This is a genomic window from Micromonospora sp. NPDC049151 (assembly GCF_040648395.1).
Lineage (GTDB): Bacteria > Actinomycetota > Actinomycetes > Mycobacteriales > Micromonosporaceae > Micromonospora.
On the sequence record NZ_JBEZDP010000015.1, the window covers coordinates 51,417 to 65,757 of the forward strand.

13 protein-coding genes are annotated in these 14,341 nt (G+C 74.9%); 8 read left to right on the forward strand and 5 right to left on the reverse strand.

The window, feature by feature from the left end; genetic code table 11:
- Positions 1-16: 16 nt before the first annotated feature.
- The gene (locus tag AB0B20_RS18625; protein ID WP_357471943.1) at positions 17-1,201 is read right to left on the reverse strand and encodes a pyridoxal phosphate-dependent aminotransferase; all 1,185 of its coding nucleotides are present in this window, start codon (positions 1,199-1,201) and stop codon (positions 17-19) included.
- A gap of 31 nt (positions 1,202-1,232) precedes the next feature.
- On the reverse strand, positions 1,233-2,201 hold the full coding sequence (locus tag AB0B20_RS18630; RefSeq protein ID WP_357389029.1) for an MmpS family transport accessory protein: 969 nt from the start codon (positions 2,199-2,201) through the stop codon (positions 1,233-1,235).
- A gap of 272 nt (positions 2,202-2,473) precedes the next feature.
- Between AB0B20_RS18630 and glmS the strand changes: the two genes are divergently transcribed.
- Complete coding sequence (gene glmS / locus AB0B20_RS18635; RefSeq protein WP_357389031.1) at positions 2,474-4,387, forward strand: glutamine--fructose-6-phosphate transaminase (isomerizing); 1,914 nt, start codon at positions 2,474-2,476, stop codon at positions 4,385-4,387.
- A gap of 115 nt (positions 4,388-4,502) precedes the next feature.
- Here glmS and AB0B20_RS18640 read toward each other — a convergent pair whose 3' ends face one another.
- Entirely contained in the window at positions 4,503-6,116 is a 1,614-nt protein-coding gene (locus tag AB0B20_RS18640) for an alpha/beta hydrolase (protein WP_357471946.1), read from the reverse strand.
- A complete protein-coding gene (locus AB0B20_RS18645; protein WP_357389035.1) occupies positions 6,113-6,415 on the reverse strand; it encodes a hypothetical protein in 303 nt (100 codons plus the stop codon). The genes AB0B20_RS18640 and AB0B20_RS18645 overlap by 4 nt, the downstream gene beginning before the upstream one ends.
- Before the next feature lie 217 nt (positions 6,416-6,632).
- Between AB0B20_RS18645 and AB0B20_RS18650 the strand changes: the two genes are divergently transcribed.
- The 4 genes from AB0B20_RS18650 (at position 6,633) to tsaE (ending at position 10,854) form a co-directional block, all read left to right on the forward strand.
- Positions 6,633-8,102: an NAD(P)H-hydrate dehydratase gene (locus AB0B20_RS18650; RefSeq protein WP_357389037.1), complete on the forward strand. Its 1,470-nt coding sequence runs from the start codon at positions 6,633-6,635 to the stop codon at positions 8,100-8,102.
- Positions 8,103-8,186: 84 nt separating this feature from the next.
- Positions 8,187-9,305, forward strand: coding sequence for an alanine racemase (gene alr / locus AB0B20_RS18655; protein WP_357389039.1), 1,119 nt, complete (start codon positions 8,187-8,189; stop codon positions 9,303-9,305).
- Positions 9,302-10,375: an alpha/beta hydrolase gene (locus AB0B20_RS18660; protein ID WP_357389041.1), complete on the forward strand. Its 1,074-nt coding sequence runs from the start codon at positions 9,302-9,304 to the stop codon at positions 10,373-10,375. The genes alr and AB0B20_RS18660 overlap by 4 nt, the downstream gene beginning before the upstream one ends.
- Entirely contained in the window at positions 10,372-10,854 is a 483-nt protein-coding gene (gene tsaE / locus AB0B20_RS18665; RefSeq protein WP_357471950.1) for a tRNA (adenosine(37)-N6)-threonylcarbamoyltransferase complex ATPase subunit type 1 TsaE, read from the forward strand. Before AB0B20_RS18660 ends, tsaE begins: the two co-directional genes overlap by 4 nt.
- On the opposite strand, the gene AB0B20_RS18670 is transcribed toward tsaE, so the two are convergent.
- Positions 10,851-12,233, reverse strand: coding sequence for a lipase family protein (locus AB0B20_RS18670; RefSeq protein WP_357389044.1), 1,383 nt, complete (start codon positions 12,231-12,233; stop codon positions 10,851-10,853). The genes tsaE and AB0B20_RS18670 overlap by 4 nt on opposite strands.
- Before the next feature lie 180 nt (positions 12,234-12,413).
- Between AB0B20_RS18670 and ung the strand changes: the two genes are divergently transcribed.
- From ung to rimI, 3 genes are all read left to right on the forward strand, one after another.
- Positions 12,414-13,106 (forward strand): uracil-DNA glycosylase, encoded by a 693-nt coding sequence (ung, locus tag AB0B20_RS18675; RefSeq protein ID WP_357389045.1) that lies wholly within the window; start codon positions 12,414-12,416, stop codon positions 13,104-13,106.
- Between the two features lie 116 nt (positions 13,107-13,222).
- A complete protein-coding gene (gene tsaB / locus AB0B20_RS18680; protein WP_357389047.1) occupies positions 13,223-13,900 on the forward strand; it encodes a tRNA (adenosine(37)-N6)-threonylcarbamoyltransferase complex dimerization subunit type 1 TsaB in 678 nt (225 codons plus the stop codon).
- Complete coding sequence (gene rimI, locus AB0B20_RS18685) at positions 13,897-14,340, forward strand: ribosomal protein S18-alanine N-acetyltransferase (RefSeq protein WP_357471953.1); 444 nt, start codon at positions 13,897-13,899, stop codon at positions 14,338-14,340. Before tsaB ends, rimI begins: the two co-directional genes overlap by 4 nt.
- The last annotated feature ends 1 nt before the right edge of the window (position 14,341 follow it).

Sequence of the window (14,341 nt, forward strand, 5' to 3'; positions counted from 1 at the left end):
TCCCTCGGCGGGCGGTTCAGTCCGTGCGCAGGCGGCGCAGGCGGGTCACCGCCTCGGCCAGCACCTCAGGTCGCTTGCAGAACGCGAACCGGATCAGCCGGCGGCCGGCCTCCACGTCGTCGTAGAACACCTGCGTCGGCACCGCCACCACGCCGCAGCGCTCCGGCAGCGCCCGGCAGAACTCCACCCCGTCCCGGCCGCGCAGCGGCGTGACGTCGGCGGTGACGAAATAGGTGCCCTCCGGCGCGAGCACGCCGAACCCGGCGTCGGCCAGCCCCGCGGCGAGCTGGTCCCGGCGGCGTTGCATGTCGTCCCGGAACCCGGAGAAGTAGGCGTCCGGCAGCCCGAGCGCCACCGCCACCGCGGGTTGCAGCGGCCCGGCGTTGACGAACGTCAGGAACTGCTTCACCCGCAGTACGGCTGCCACCAGCGGCGCGGGCCCGCTGACCCAGCCGACCTTCCAGCCGGTGCAGGAGAACGTCTTGCCGGCCGACGAGATGCGCAGCGTCCGCTCCCGCATGCCCGGCAGCGTGGCCAGCGGTACGTGCGGCGCGGCGGCGTCGGTGAACACCAGGTGTTCGTAGACCTCGTCGGTGACCGCGTACACGTCGTGTTCCCGGCACAGCTCGGCCACAGTGGCCAGCTCGTCGGCGGTGAAGACCTTGCCGGTCGGGTTGTGCGGCGAGTTCAGCAGCACCAGCCGGGTACGCGGCCCGAACGCGGCCCGCAGTTCGTCCGGGTCGAACGCGTACCTGCCGTCGGGGCCGGGCCGCAGCGTCACCGGGCGGCGGACCGCGCCGGCGAGCGCGATCGAGGCGGCGTACGAGTCGTAGTACGGCTCGAAGCAGACCACCTCGTCGCCCGGCTCGCAGAGCGCGAGGATGCTCGCCGCGATCGCCTCGGTCGCCCCGGCGGTCACCACGATCTCGCCGTCCGGGTCGTACTCCAGGCCCCAGAACCGGCGCTGGTGCTCGGCGACGGCGGCGCGCAGCGCGGGGATCCCCGGGCCGGGCGGGTACTGGTTGTGGCCGGTACGCAGCGCCTCGGCGGCGGCGGCGAGCATCTCCGGCGGGCCGTCGGTGTCCGGGAAGCCCTGCCCGAGGTTGACCGCGCCGGTACGCACGGCGAGAGCGGACATCTCGGCGAAGACGGTGGTGCCGAACGGCCGCATCCGGGCCACCAGGGGATCGGTCGTCGTCACGGCGGCCAGCCTACGGCCCGCCGCCGAGTGCTCACCAGCCGAAGCAGGTCGCGCCGTACTCGCCCGAGTCCTTGGAGACGACCTTGCCGTTGACGGTGATCCGGCAGGTCACGTCGCCGGACTCGACCGGGCTGGCGATGATCTGCACCCGCTCGCGGTCGTTCGCCGTGAAGCTCAGCCGCCAGGGCGTGTCCACGGCACCGGGCTGGTGGAAGTTCGCGTCCGCGTCGTAGAACTGCACCTCGGCCTCGCCGTCGGTGGCGGTCACCTCGTACAGCACGGTGAACTTGCCGGGCCCGCCGGACGGGGTGGTGGCCGGCCGGGCCGGGGCGCGGCTGGGCTCGTCGGCCCACCCGGGCGGCCCGTCGGGCTCGCCGTACAGCGGCCCGTCGTACCGCTCGCCGGAGGCTCCCGTGCTGTCCATCCCCCGGCCGAGGAAGGACAGCCCGACACAGCAGCACACGATGAGTGCCAGAACGGTGACGATGCCGACCACCAGACCGGCCACCCAGCCGCCGGCGCTGCGGCGGGGAAGCCCGCCGGGGTGCGCGTACGGCGGCGGGTAGGGCGCGGGCGGATAGGGGCCCGGCGGGTAGGAGCCGGGCGGGTAGGCGCCCGGTGTCCAGCCCGGCTGCGCCGACGAGCCGGGTACGCCCGGCTGGGCCGGCCACCCGGGCCCGCCCGGCACGCCTGACGACTGGGGATCGCCGGGGGCCGGCGGGGCTGCCGGGTCGGCCGGAGCCGCCCACCCCGGTCCGCCCACCGGCCGGCCCGCGCCGCTCGGGGACGTGGCCGGGTCGGTCCCGGACGCGCTCTCCGGGCCGGGGGCCGCCCAGGGGCTGGGTGCCGGGGACGGCGACCAGGGCTCGGGTGGCGTCCACGGCTGCGGGGCGGCCAGCGGGTCCGGTGGCGTCCAGGAGGAGGGCTGCGGCGTGGCCGGCGCGGCGGTCGGGTCGGCCGGTCCGGGGGCCGGTTCGGGGGAGGGGGTCGTCTCGGACATGGGCTCAGCTCACAGGGGTACGGCGCGGACGACCGCGGAACGACGGGGCCGGGGGACGGCGCCCGGCCTCAATGTAGGCGGTGACGGCCAGCCACGCGGTCCCGGCCGGCGGTCCGCGTGCCGCGTCCCGAACCGGTCCGGGCGGTCCGAACGACCCCTATGGTGCTTTGTCCGGCAATGGCCACCTCGGCGTTCGGTTCGCTCAAAGTCAGTGATCGTTAACCGGCTTTCCGAGCACGCGCGATGAGCGAAACTCGGTTAGGCTGCGGACCATGTGTGGAATCGTGGGTTACGCCGGTGCCCGCCCGGCGCTCGGCATCGTGCTCGACGGACTGCGGCGTCTCGAATACCGCGGCTACGACTCGGCCGGTGTCGCAGTGGTCTGCGAGGACGAGCTGCTGACCGAGAAGAAGGCCGGCAAGCTCGCCAACCTGGAGAAGGTCCTCTCCGAGCGGGCGGCGGACAATCCCGAGGACTGCGCCGCCAGCCCGATCGGCATCGGCGACGGCACCACCGGCATCGGCCACACCCGCTGGGCCACGCACGGCGGCCCGACCGACCGCAACGCCCACCCGCACCTCTCCCCGGACGGCCGCGTCGCGGTGATCCACAACGGCATCATCGAGAACTTCGCGAAGCTCCGCGCCGAGCTGGAGGACGAGGGCGTCGAGTTCACCAGCGACACCGACACCGAGTGCGCCGCGCACCTGATCGCCCGTGCGCTGGCCGACCTGCGCTCGGCCGGCGAGCCCGACAGCCCGCAGCTTCTCGCCGCCGCCATGCGCGTGGTCTGCGGGCGCCTGGAGGGCGCGTTCACGCTGCTCGCCGTCGACGCCGGCATCCCCGGCGCGGTGGTCGGCGCCCGGCGCAACTCGCCGCTGGTGGTCGGCCGGGGCGACGGCGAGAACTACCTGGCAAGCGACGTCGCCGCGTTCATCGAGCACACCCGGGACGCGGTCGAGCTGGGGCAGGACCAGATCGTCCTGATCACCCCGGACAGCATCGACATCACCGACTTCCACGGTCAGCCGGCGAGCGGCACTGACTTCCACATCGACTGGGACTCGTCGGCCGCCGAGAAGGGCGGCTACGACTGGTTCATGCTCAAGGAGATCGAGGAGCAGCCGCAGGCCATCGCCGACACGCTGCTGGGCCGGCTCACCGAGACCGGCGAGATCGCCCTCGACGAGGTCCGCCTCAGCGAGCAGGACCTGCGCGACGTCGACAAGATCTTCATCGTCGCCTGCGGCACCTCCTACCATGCCGGCCTGGTCGCCAAGTACGCCATCGAGCACTGGACCCGCATCCCCTGCGAGGTGGAGCTGGCCAGCGAGTTCCGCTACCGCGACCCGGTGCTGGACCGGTCCACCCTGATCGTGGTGATCTCGCAGTCCGGCGAGACCATGGACACGCTGATGGCGCTGCGCCACGCCAAGGAGCAGAAGGCCCGCGTGCTGGCGATCTGCAACACCAACGGCTCGACCATCCCGCGCGAGTCCGACGCCGTGCTCTACACCCACGGCGGGCCGGAGATCGCCGTCGCCTCCACCAAGGCGTTCCTCACCCAGGTCGTCGCCTGCTACCTGATCGGCCTGCACCTGGCCCAGGTGCGCGGCATCAAGTTCGCCGACGAGGTGGGCGCCGTGGTGGCCCAGCTCCAGGAGATGCCGGGCAAGCTGCGGGAGCTGCTGGACCGCATCGAGCCGGTCCGCGAGCTGGGCCGCGAGCTGAAGTCCGAGCCGACGGTGTTGTTCATCGGCCGGCACGTGGGCTACCCGGTGGCGCTGGAGGGCGCGCTGAAGCTCAAGGAGCTGGCGTACATGCACGCCGAGGGCTTCGCCGCCGGCGAGCTGAAGCACGGCCCGATCTCGCTGATCGACAAGGGCACCCCGGTGATCTGCATCGTGCCCTCCCCGGTCGGCCGGGGCATGCTGCACGACAAGGTCGTCTCCAACATCCAGGAGGTACGCGCCCGCGGCGCCCGCACCATCGTGATCGCCGAGGAGGGCGACCAGGCCGTGGTCCGCTACGCCGACCACCTGATCTACGTGCCGCGTACGCCGACGCTGCTGGCGCCGCTGGTGACCACGGTGCCGTTGCAGGTGCTGGCCGCCGAGATCGCCGCCGCCCGCGGGCACGACGTCGACCAGCCCCGGAACCTGGCCAAGTCGGTCACCGTCGAGTAGTTCCGGCTCGTCCACGGTCCCTCCGCCCGTCCACCGGGTGGAGGGACCGCGCCGTTTCCGGCCTGCCTCGCGGGCGGTCGTGGGGCGGTTCCGGGCCGCCGCCGGAGGGCGCTGGTCACCGGCCCAGCACGATCCGGGCCATGCCGTCCAGCGCCGGGTTGTCCGGATCCCAGTAGCCGGTGTGGCCGTGCGGGGCGCTCGGAAAGCGCCGGCCGCCGAAGCCCGGCGCGCTCGGGTCGGCGCCGAACCAGAGGCGTTCGCCGTGCCCGTCCAGCGCGGCGAGCGCCGGACCGAGCGGCGTACCCGCCAGCAGCGCGCGGCGGGCCAGCTCGTCCGGCGGGCGGGTCAGCCGGATCACGTCGTCCGGCGCTGTCGACGACCAGACCTGCCCGGCGGGCATGCGCAGGTCGGCGGCGTGGTCCACGCCGACTCCCGGGGAGCCCACGAAGACCAGCGCGTCGGCGCTCAACCCGTGGTCGCGGGCGGCCGCGCCGACCACCAGCGAGCCGTAACTGTGCCCGAGCACCGTCTGCCGGGCCGGCGGGCCCTCGTGCGCGGCCCGCAACCCCTCCTGAAACCGGTGCAGCGCCGGGCCGGCGTCCTCGGCCTGCCGGGTGCCGGCCGCCTCGGTGAGGAAGTCCGGCGCGTCGTAGTCCAGCCAGAGCACCGCCGCCGTCTCGTCGCCGGGCCCGAGCGCCGCGCACCGCCGCAACACCCGGGCCGCCCGGTCCAGCTCGGCCGGGGCGTCGGCGAGATCCGAGGTCATGCCCGGGACGTAGGTGAGCACCGAGGCGGCGCGGTCCGGGTTGCCGAGCGCCACCACCGCGCGGCCGTCGCCGGCCGGGTCGAGCCCCAGCAGGTACGCCCGCGGCGCCCCGCCCGACGCCAGCCGCTCACCGAGCCCGTCCAGCCCGCGTAACGCCGCCTCGACACCTGCCAGCCGGACCCGCCGGGACACCTCCGACGGGCCGGCCGGAAGCGGGCGCAGCAGGGCGAGCCGCCGGACGAGCAGCTGTTCCCGCCGCCGGCCGAGCAACAGCCGGTTGGCCTGGTCCCGCGCGGCGGCCGGCAGCCCGTCGAGACGGCCGATCCGGCCCGGTTCCCGCCCCACCAGCCAGCGCCGCTCGGCCGGGCTCAGCGCCGCCCACCAGCGGCTCACCTCGGCCGGTCCGGCGCCGGGGCCGGGCCGCCACGCGGGCGGGACACTGACCCAGCCGCGTACCGCCGCGGTGGTCAGCTCCGCCAGCCGGGCGGCGGCCTCCCGGTCGGCGGCTCCGGCGAGCGTGAGCGCACGCCGGATCCCGGCCCGCGCGTCGGCCACCGCCGGCCCCGCCTGCGCCACCGGCCGGGCCGGATCGGGCCGGACCGCTCCGGTGCGGTCCACGAGCAGGCCGCCGGACTCGGCGCGGGCCACCTCGGCGCCGAGCCGGGCCTTCGCCGCGCCCAGCCGCGCGCCGAACTCGGCGAGCACCTGGTCGACCTCGAACAACGCCGGCAGCACGTCGGTGAGCTCGGTGCGCAGGCCCTCGATCCGCCGCTGCGCCGCCGTCGAGGCCGTACCCGACCACCCGGGGCGGAGCGCGCCGATCCGGGCGGTCAGCGCGTCGGCGCGCTGCCGTACCGGCCCGGCGAGACCACGCCACGCCGTCGCGGCGGTGCACCAGGAGCCCGGGTCGGCCCGCCAGAGCTGCGCGTAGCCGGCCGGCACGTCGGTGGTGCCGCCGTTCACCGGAGCACCCCGGCGAGGCGGCGGGCGGCTCGCTCGTCCACCGCCTCGTAGCCGTCCGCCCCGCGACGTATCGCCTCGGCGGTGTCGGCCACCCGGGCACCGAGCGCGCCGGACCAGCGGCAAACCGCCGACTCCAGGTCGGCCAGCGCCGTACCGGTGCGCCAGCCGTCCGGTGCCGCCACCAGCAACGACTCCGGCGCCGCGCCCGGCCCGCGAGCCAGTCGGTAGGCGTCGTCGGCCAGCTCGCGCGCCACAGTGCGCAGCAGCCCCGGGTCGACGTCGAACGGTTTCTCCACCACGTGCCCTCCCTCGCCCGGCGCCACCGGCCGGCTCCGGACACCGGGACGCTAGGCGGCACTCGACAGCGTCCGCCGACCCCTGTGGACAACGTCCGGGGTTATCCACAGGGGCGCTCCGTCAGCCGGTCCGCGCCGCGTACCGCCGGTAGGGTGAGGCCGTGGTCGGGGGAGCCGCGGGCGGAAGCTGAGCCGGCGCGACCGGACGGGGTGGGGTGGCATGAGACGGGTGTGGCGGGTCGCTGACGTTCGCGCGGCGGAAGCGGGCCTGATGGCCGCCCTCCCGCCCGGCACGCTGATGCAGCGGGCCGCGGCCGGGCTGGCCCGCCGCTGCGCGTTGCTGCTCGGCGGCCGGGGCGGCGTCTACGGCGCCCGGGTGCTGCTGCTCGTCGGCTCCGGCGACAACGGTGGTGACGCCCTCTTCGCGGGCGCGCACCTGGCCCGCCGGGGTGCGGCGGTGACAGCGCTGCTCCTCACGCCGGGCCGGGCGCACGCCGAGGGCCTGGCCGCCCTGCGCGCCGCCGGTGGCCGGGTGGCCGACCGGCCGCCCGAGGTGGTCGACCTGGTGCTCGACGGCATCGTCGGCATCGGCGGCACCGGCGGGCTGCGGGAGACGGCCGAGCAGTTGGCCGCGAGCCTGACCGGGCAGCGTGGACGCGACGGCACGCCCGCCACAGTGGTCGCTGTCGACGTGCCGAGCGGCGTCGCTGTCGACACCGGCCACGTCCCGCTCACCGACGCGGGTCGGCCCCGCGCGGTCCGGGCCGACGTGACTGTCGCCTTCGGCGCGCTCAAGCCCGCACTGGTCGTCGGCCCGGCCGCCGAGCTGGCCGGAGAGGTCGAGCTGGTCGACATCGGGCTGACGCCCTGGCTGCGCGGCACTCCGGCGCTCCAGGTGATCGAGCGGGCGGACGTGGCCGACTGGTGGCCGGCGCTCGGCGCGTCGTCGGAGAAATACTCCCGGGGCGTGGTCGGCGTGGCCACGGGCTCGGCCACCTACCCGGGCGCGGCGGTGCTCTCGGTCGCCGGGGCGCTCGCCGGCCCCACCGGCCTGGTCCGCTACGCCGGGGGCGCCAAGGGCGAGGTGCTGCACCAGCACCCGTCGGTGATCGCCACCGGCAGGGTCGCCGACGCGGGCCGGGTGCAGGCGTGGGTCTGCGGCTCCGGGCTCGGCACCGGCGAGGAGTCCGCCGCCGAACTGCGCGCGGTGCTGGCCGCGCCGGTGCCGGTGGTGCTCGACGCGGACGCGCTGACGCTCCTGGTGGACGGCAAGCTGGCTGACCGGCTGCGCGGGCGGGACGCGCCGATAGTGGTGACGCCGCACGACCGGGAGTTCGCCCGGCTCTGCGGCGAGATGCCGGGGGAGGACCGGGTCGCCGCCGCGCTGCGGCTGGCCGCCTGGATGAACGCGGTGGTGCTGCTCAAGGGCGACCGCACGGTCATCGGTACGCCCGACGGTCGCGCGTACGTGAATCCGACCGGCACCCCGGCACTGGCCACCGGCGGCACCGGCGACGTGCTGGCCGGGTTGCTCGGCTCGCTGCTCGCCGCCGGGCTGGCGCCGGAGCGGGCCGCCGCCGCGGCGGCGTACCTGCACGGGCTGGCCGGGCGGGAGGCGGCGCGTGGCGGTCCGGTGACCGCGCCCGACGTGGCCGCCGCGTTGCGTCCGGTACTGGCCCGGCTGGGCTGATCCGGGCGGCGACGCCAGGTAGCGAGGGGCACCGCCCACCCGGCTCACCGCTCTGATGATCACTGACGGAAGTAGGCTGAGGACATGTGGCAGTCGGAGGTGCGCGTCGACCTGGACGCGATCCGGGAGAACGTGACCCGGCTCAAGGCCGGCACCAGCGCCGAGCTGATGGCGGTGGTCAAGGGCGACGGGTACGGCCACGGCATGGTGCCGGCCGCCCGCGCGGCGCTCGACGCGGGCGCGGACCAGCTCGGCGTCTGCACGCTGGACGAGGCGCTGCGCCTGCGCGAGGCGGGCATCACCGCGCCGGTGCTGGCCTGGCTGCTCGACCCGGGCCTGCCGTTGCACGACGGGATCACCGTCGGCGTCGACCTCGGCTGCGCCAGCCTCACCCAGCTCGACGAGATGGTCGAGGCGAGCCGCCGGGCGGGCCGCGCGGCCCGGCTGCACCTCAAGATCGACACTGGGCTGGCCCGGGGCGGCGCCACCGTCGCCGACTGGCCGGCGCTGCTGGAGGCCGCCGCGAAGGCCCAGGCCGAGGGCGTGGTCGAGGTGGTCGGCGTGTGGAGCCACTTCGTGTACGCGGACTCGCCCGGTCACCCCACCACCAACCGTCAGCTCGCCGTCTTCCAGGAAGGGCTGGAGATGGTGGCCCGCGCCGGTCTGCGTCCGCGCTACCGGCACCTGGCCAACTCGGCCGCCACGCTCACCCGGCCCGACACCCATTTCGACCTGGTCCGTCCCGGTATCGCCGTCTACGGCCTGTCGCCGGTGGCGGGCGAGCAGTTCGGTCTGCGTCCCGCCATGACCGCCCGCGCCCGGGTGATGCTCACCAAACGCGTGTCGGCCGGCACCGGTGTCTCCTACGGGCACACCTACCTCACCGAGCAGGAGACCAACCTCGCCGTGGTGCCCCTCGGCTACGCCGACGGGGTGCCCCGGCACGCCTCCAACACCGGCCCGGTGCAGCTCGCCGGCAAGCGCCGGACCATCTCCGGCCGGGTCTGCATGGACCAGTTCGTGATCGACTGCGGCGACGACGAGGTGGCCGCCGGAGACGTGGCGACGCTGTTCGGCAGCGGCGCGGACGGCGAGCCCACCGCCGACGACTGGGCCGAGGCGGTCGGCACCATCAACTACGAGATCGTGACCCGCTTCGGCGGCGTGCGGGTGCCCCGCGTCTACGACGGCGAGCGCGCGTGAACGTCCGGTTGCCGCGTCCGCGTACCGCCGCCGGGAAGGTCGCCGGGCTGGTCGGCGTGGCCGCCGCCGGGCTCGCGGCGGGCGTGGTCGGCGAGCGGGTGCTGGTCCGCCGGCTCAAGAACGACCCGACCGACAGGTACGCCGGCGAGGTCTTCGGCGAGCAGCGCTACGACGAGGCGTACCGGCTGGAGATGCCGGACGGCACCGACATCCACGTGGAGGTGGTCGAGCCGACCCGACCGGTCGCCGGGCACCCGACGGTGGTGCTGGTGCACGGGTTCTGCCTGGACATGGGCACGTTCCACTTCCAGCGCAAGCGGCTCACCGAGCGCGGCGACTACCGGGTGGTCGCGTACGACCAGCCGGGGCACGGCCGCTCCGGCCGGCTGGAGAGCGGCGAGTACGACCTGACCGCGCTGGGTCACACGCTGCGCCGGGTGCTCGACGAGGTGGCCCCGGACGGCCCGCTGGTGCTGGTCGGGCACTCGATGGGCGGCATGACGATCATGGCGCTGGCCGAGCTGTACCCGGAGCTGTTCGGTGACCGCGTGGTCGGCACCGTGCTGATGGCCACCTCGGGCGGCCTGGCGGCGGAGACCAAGCTGGTGGCGCCCGCGCTGCTCGGGCGCGTCGGTTCGCCGGTGCTCTACATGATGAGCAACGCCACCCGGTACGGCGGCACCGTGATCGACCGGGCCCGCCGGTCGACGGCGAACGTGGCCTGGCTGCTCACCCGCAAGTACGGCTTCGGCACCTCGAAGCCGAGCCCGGCCCTGGTGTCGTACGTCGAGATGATGAACTCGCGCACATCGGCCGACACGGTCACCCGCTACCTGCGCACGATCGCCACCCACTCCCGGTTCCCGGCGCTGGCCGCTCTGGCCGGCACGCCGGTGCTGGTGATAGTGGGTGACAAGGACATGATCACGCCGGTGACGCACTCCGAGGAGATCGTCCGCCGGCTGCCGGACGCCGAGTTCGTGAAGATCCACGACAGCGGGCACGTGGTGATGCTGGAGCACGCCGACGAGGTCAACGCGGCGCTGGAGAGGTTCCTGGATTCGCTATGACGGCGCTCGTGGAGCTGAAGACGGTCGACGACACCCACGGGTTCGGGCGGCGGCTTGCAGGAGTGCTGCGCGCCGGCGACCTGCTGCTGCTCAGCGGGCCGCTCGGGGCCGGCAAGACCGCGCTGACCCAGGGCATCGGCGCCGGTCTGGGCGTACGCGGGGACATCACCTCGCCCACCTTCGTCATCGCCCGGGTGCACCGGCCCGACCCGGCCCGGGGCGGCCGGGTGACGCTCGTGCACGCCGACGCGTACCGCCTGGGCGAGGCCGCCGACCCGCGAGCGGAGATCGACGACCTCGACCTGGACGCCTCGGTGGACGAGGCGGTCACCGTGGTGGAGTGGGGCGAGGGCATGGTCGAGCAGTTGACCGACGCGCACCTGCGGGTACGCATCGACCGCCGGGACGACGACACCCGGGCGGTCACGCTGGAGCCGGTCGGCGGCGACTGGGCCGCCCGGGTCGCCGGACTGTCCTAGGGCTGGAGCGGCATCGTCCAGCAGTTGGAGTAGGCCGTGCGACCGGCGAGCCGGTCGGTCAGCCAGGCCACCGCGTCACCCTGGTCGGTGATGAGCGGCGCCAGGTGATTGGTGAGGAGCTTGTCCCCGAGGTTGGGCAGGCTGACGGCCTGGTAGGTCACGTCGGCGCCCTTGCGGCACCAGTCGACAGCCAGTTGGCGGGCCTGCCGGTGCGGCACGATGTCGTCCTGGACGCCGGTGGCCACGCGTACCGGTCCGGCCGGCTTGAGGGTGCCGATGCGCTGGCGGTCGAGCACGGCGCTCGCCTCGGGGGAGGCGGCGATGACGGCGGTGAGGGACCGGCCGCCGGTGATCCATCTGCTGCTCCTGGTGAACGCGTAGCGCAGGATCGCGTCCCCGACGCACATTGTCGAGGTGTCCTTCAGCGCCGCCCGGCCGGCCTCGTTGACGTTCGCCTCGATGACGTCCCGCACCGCCGGGTCGGACTGGGCGAAGCCGTTCAGTGACCAGCCCAGCGCTCCCGCCAGCGCGCTGCCGTCGATGCCGCCGATGACGGCGGTCAGATCGGCCGGCGGCGCACCGACGTAGGTGCCGGCCAGCGGCACGTCGGGTGCGTAGGTGGGCTGGAGTTCGGCGGCCGCGGCGCTGGCGCCGCCGCCCTGGCTGTAGCCGTACAGGCCGACCCGGGACCGGTCGGTGACCGACGCGCCCGGCACGGCCCGGGCGGCGCGGGCCGCGTCGAGCAGGGCGCGTCCCTCGTCGAGCCGGTTGACGTAGGTGTGCAGCCGGTCGGTCGCGCCCAGACCGACGTAGTCGGTGACCACGACGGCGGCGCCGGTGGCGAGCAGGCGGTAGACGGCCAGCGCCTCGTAGCCGACGGACAGGGTGTCGCCGGTGAGCGTGAGCGGGTGTTGCAGGGCGAACGAGGGCGCGCACTGGTCGCCCTGCCCCATGGTGCCGGAGGCGAGGGCCACCAACGGACGCGGCCCGGTGCCCCGCCACTGCGCCCACGGTTCGATGTAGGCGCCGGTCACGCCGACGGCCTGGCCGTTGGAGTCGGTGGACCGGTACATCAGCCGGGTGGCCGTGCCGGGCATCGGGCGGCCGTCGAGCCCGGGGATGCTCAGGCCGAGCGGCAGCGGCTCGGTGCGGATCAGCGTGCCGTTCGTGGTGGGCAGGTCGGCGGGCGGTTGGTAGAAGGCCGGGATCGTCACGCCTCGGGAGACCACCGGCGTGGCGCCGTCGGCCGCCGCGGGGACGCCGGATCCGGCCAGGTAGGTGGCTGCCGCCGCGGCGACGGCCAGCATCCGGAGGCCGACGGTGCGGCGAGGGGAGAGGGCTGCGGAGGGCGTGCGGGGACGGGTGTTTCTGCTGCTCACGGGCACTCCTAGCGAGCATCGATGGTGGTGGATGCAAGCTAGCAGTGGTGGTGTGGCGTAAGTAACTTGCCGGTAGGTTACGCTCCGGTAACTTTTCCCGCCAGTGCCCGGCCCCGCCGCCGCCGGGGAGTGTCGGTCGAGGCTGGTATGAAGAGGGCGACCGACTAGGAGAGGTTGCCGATGCCCGACGCCCCCACCCTGGACCTGCCGGCCCTGCTGCCGGAGGACTGGCGTGCCGTGCTCACCCCCCACCTCGACCCGGCCCGCACCGCGGCGCTGGCCGAGTTCGTCGCCCGGGAGTACGCGACAGCCACGGTCTTCCCGCCGCTGGAGGACCTGTTCTCCGCCTACCGGCTGTGCGGGCCGGCCGACACCCGGGTGCTGATCCTCGGGCAGGACCCGTACCACAAGGCGGGCCAGGCGCACGGGCTGAGCTTCAGCGTGCGCGAGGGGGTGGCGGTGCCGCCGTCGCTGCGCAACGTCTTCAAGGAACTGGGCGAGGACCTGGGCGTACCGAAGCCGCGCAGCGGCAACCTCGACGGCTGGGCCGCGCAGGGCGTCCTGCTTCTCAACTCGGTCCTGACCGTTCGGCAGGCCACGCCCGGCTCGCACGCCAACCGGGGCTGGGAGGAGTTCACCGACGCCACCATCCGGGCGCTCGACGGGCTCGACCAGCGCGTGGTCTTCCTGCTCTGGGGCGGCTACGCCCGCAAGAAGGCGGCGCTGGTGACCAACCCGCGGCACGTGGTGCTGGAGGCCGGGCACCCGAGCCCGATGAACCCGCGCGGCTTCCTCGGCAGCCGCCCGTTCAGCGCGGCGAACAAGGCGCTGGCCGACGCGGGGCTGCCCACCATCGACTGGGAGCGCTCATGACCCAGAGGCATAAGGCTCTCACCTCTCTCTTTGATGCGGGGCGCTACGCACCGTGACCGGGCGCGCGGCGAGGGCGTGCCGGAGGCGGGCGGGGCGGACGGCTAGGCTGGCTTACCGTGCTCGTACTCGTGGTGGACTCCTCGACGCCCGCGGTGACCGCGGCGCTGGCCGAGGTCTCGGCGGACGGCGTCGCGGTCCGCGCGTCCCGGTGCACTGTCGACGCCCGCGCCCACGGCGAGCTGCTCGCGCCGCAGGTCGACGCCGTCCTGGCGGACGTCGGCGCGCGTCCCGCCGACCTGGCCGCGATCGTCGCCGGCCTCGGCCCCGGCCCGTTCACCGGACTGCGGGTCGGGCTGGTCACCGCCGCCACCATGGGCCAGGTGCTCGGCGTACCCACGTACGGTGTCTGCTCGCTGGACGGAATCGGCCACCCTGCGGCCGCCGGCGAACCGGTGCTGGCGGCGAGCGACGCGCGGCGCCGGGAGATCTACTGGGCCGTCTACGACGGCACCGGCCGGCGCCTGGCCGGGCCGGAGGTGGCGGCCCCGGCGGTGGTCGCGGAGCGGGCGCGCGACCTGGCCGTCACCGTCGCGGTCGGCGACGGCGCGCACCGGTACGCCGAGGTGCTCGGACTGCCGGTACGAGACGAGCCGCGCTACCCGGACCCGCTGGCGCTGGCCCGTCTCGCCGCGCCGCGGATCCGCGCGGGCGCGCCCGGCGAGACGCTCACCCCGCTCTACCTGCGCCGGCCGGACGCGGTCGCGGCCACCGGCCACAAGCCGGTCCTGCCATGAGGCTGGGCCGGTTCCGCTGGTGGCACATCGACCAGGTGCTGCCCATCGAGGCGGACCTCTTCGGCGCCGAGCAGTGGTCGGCGGCGATGTTCTGGAACGAGCTCGCCAACGGGCACTTCTACCTGGTCGCCACCGACGACGACGGTGCCGTGCTCGGCTACGCCGGGCTGGCCGTGGCGCCGCCCGACGAGGCGTGGGTGCAGAACGTCGCGGTCCGCCGGGACGCGCACCGCCGGGGAATCGGCCGGCTGCTATTGGAGGCGCTGCTCGCCGAGGCGGCCCGGCGCGGCGTCCGCAGCACGCTGCTGGAGGTCGCCGCCGACAACGCGCCCGCCCAACGGCTCTACGCCACCTACGGGTTCGAGCCGATCGGCGTACGGCGCGGCTACTACCAACCGAGCAACACCGACGCGCTGGTCATGCAGCGCAACGAGGACTGAC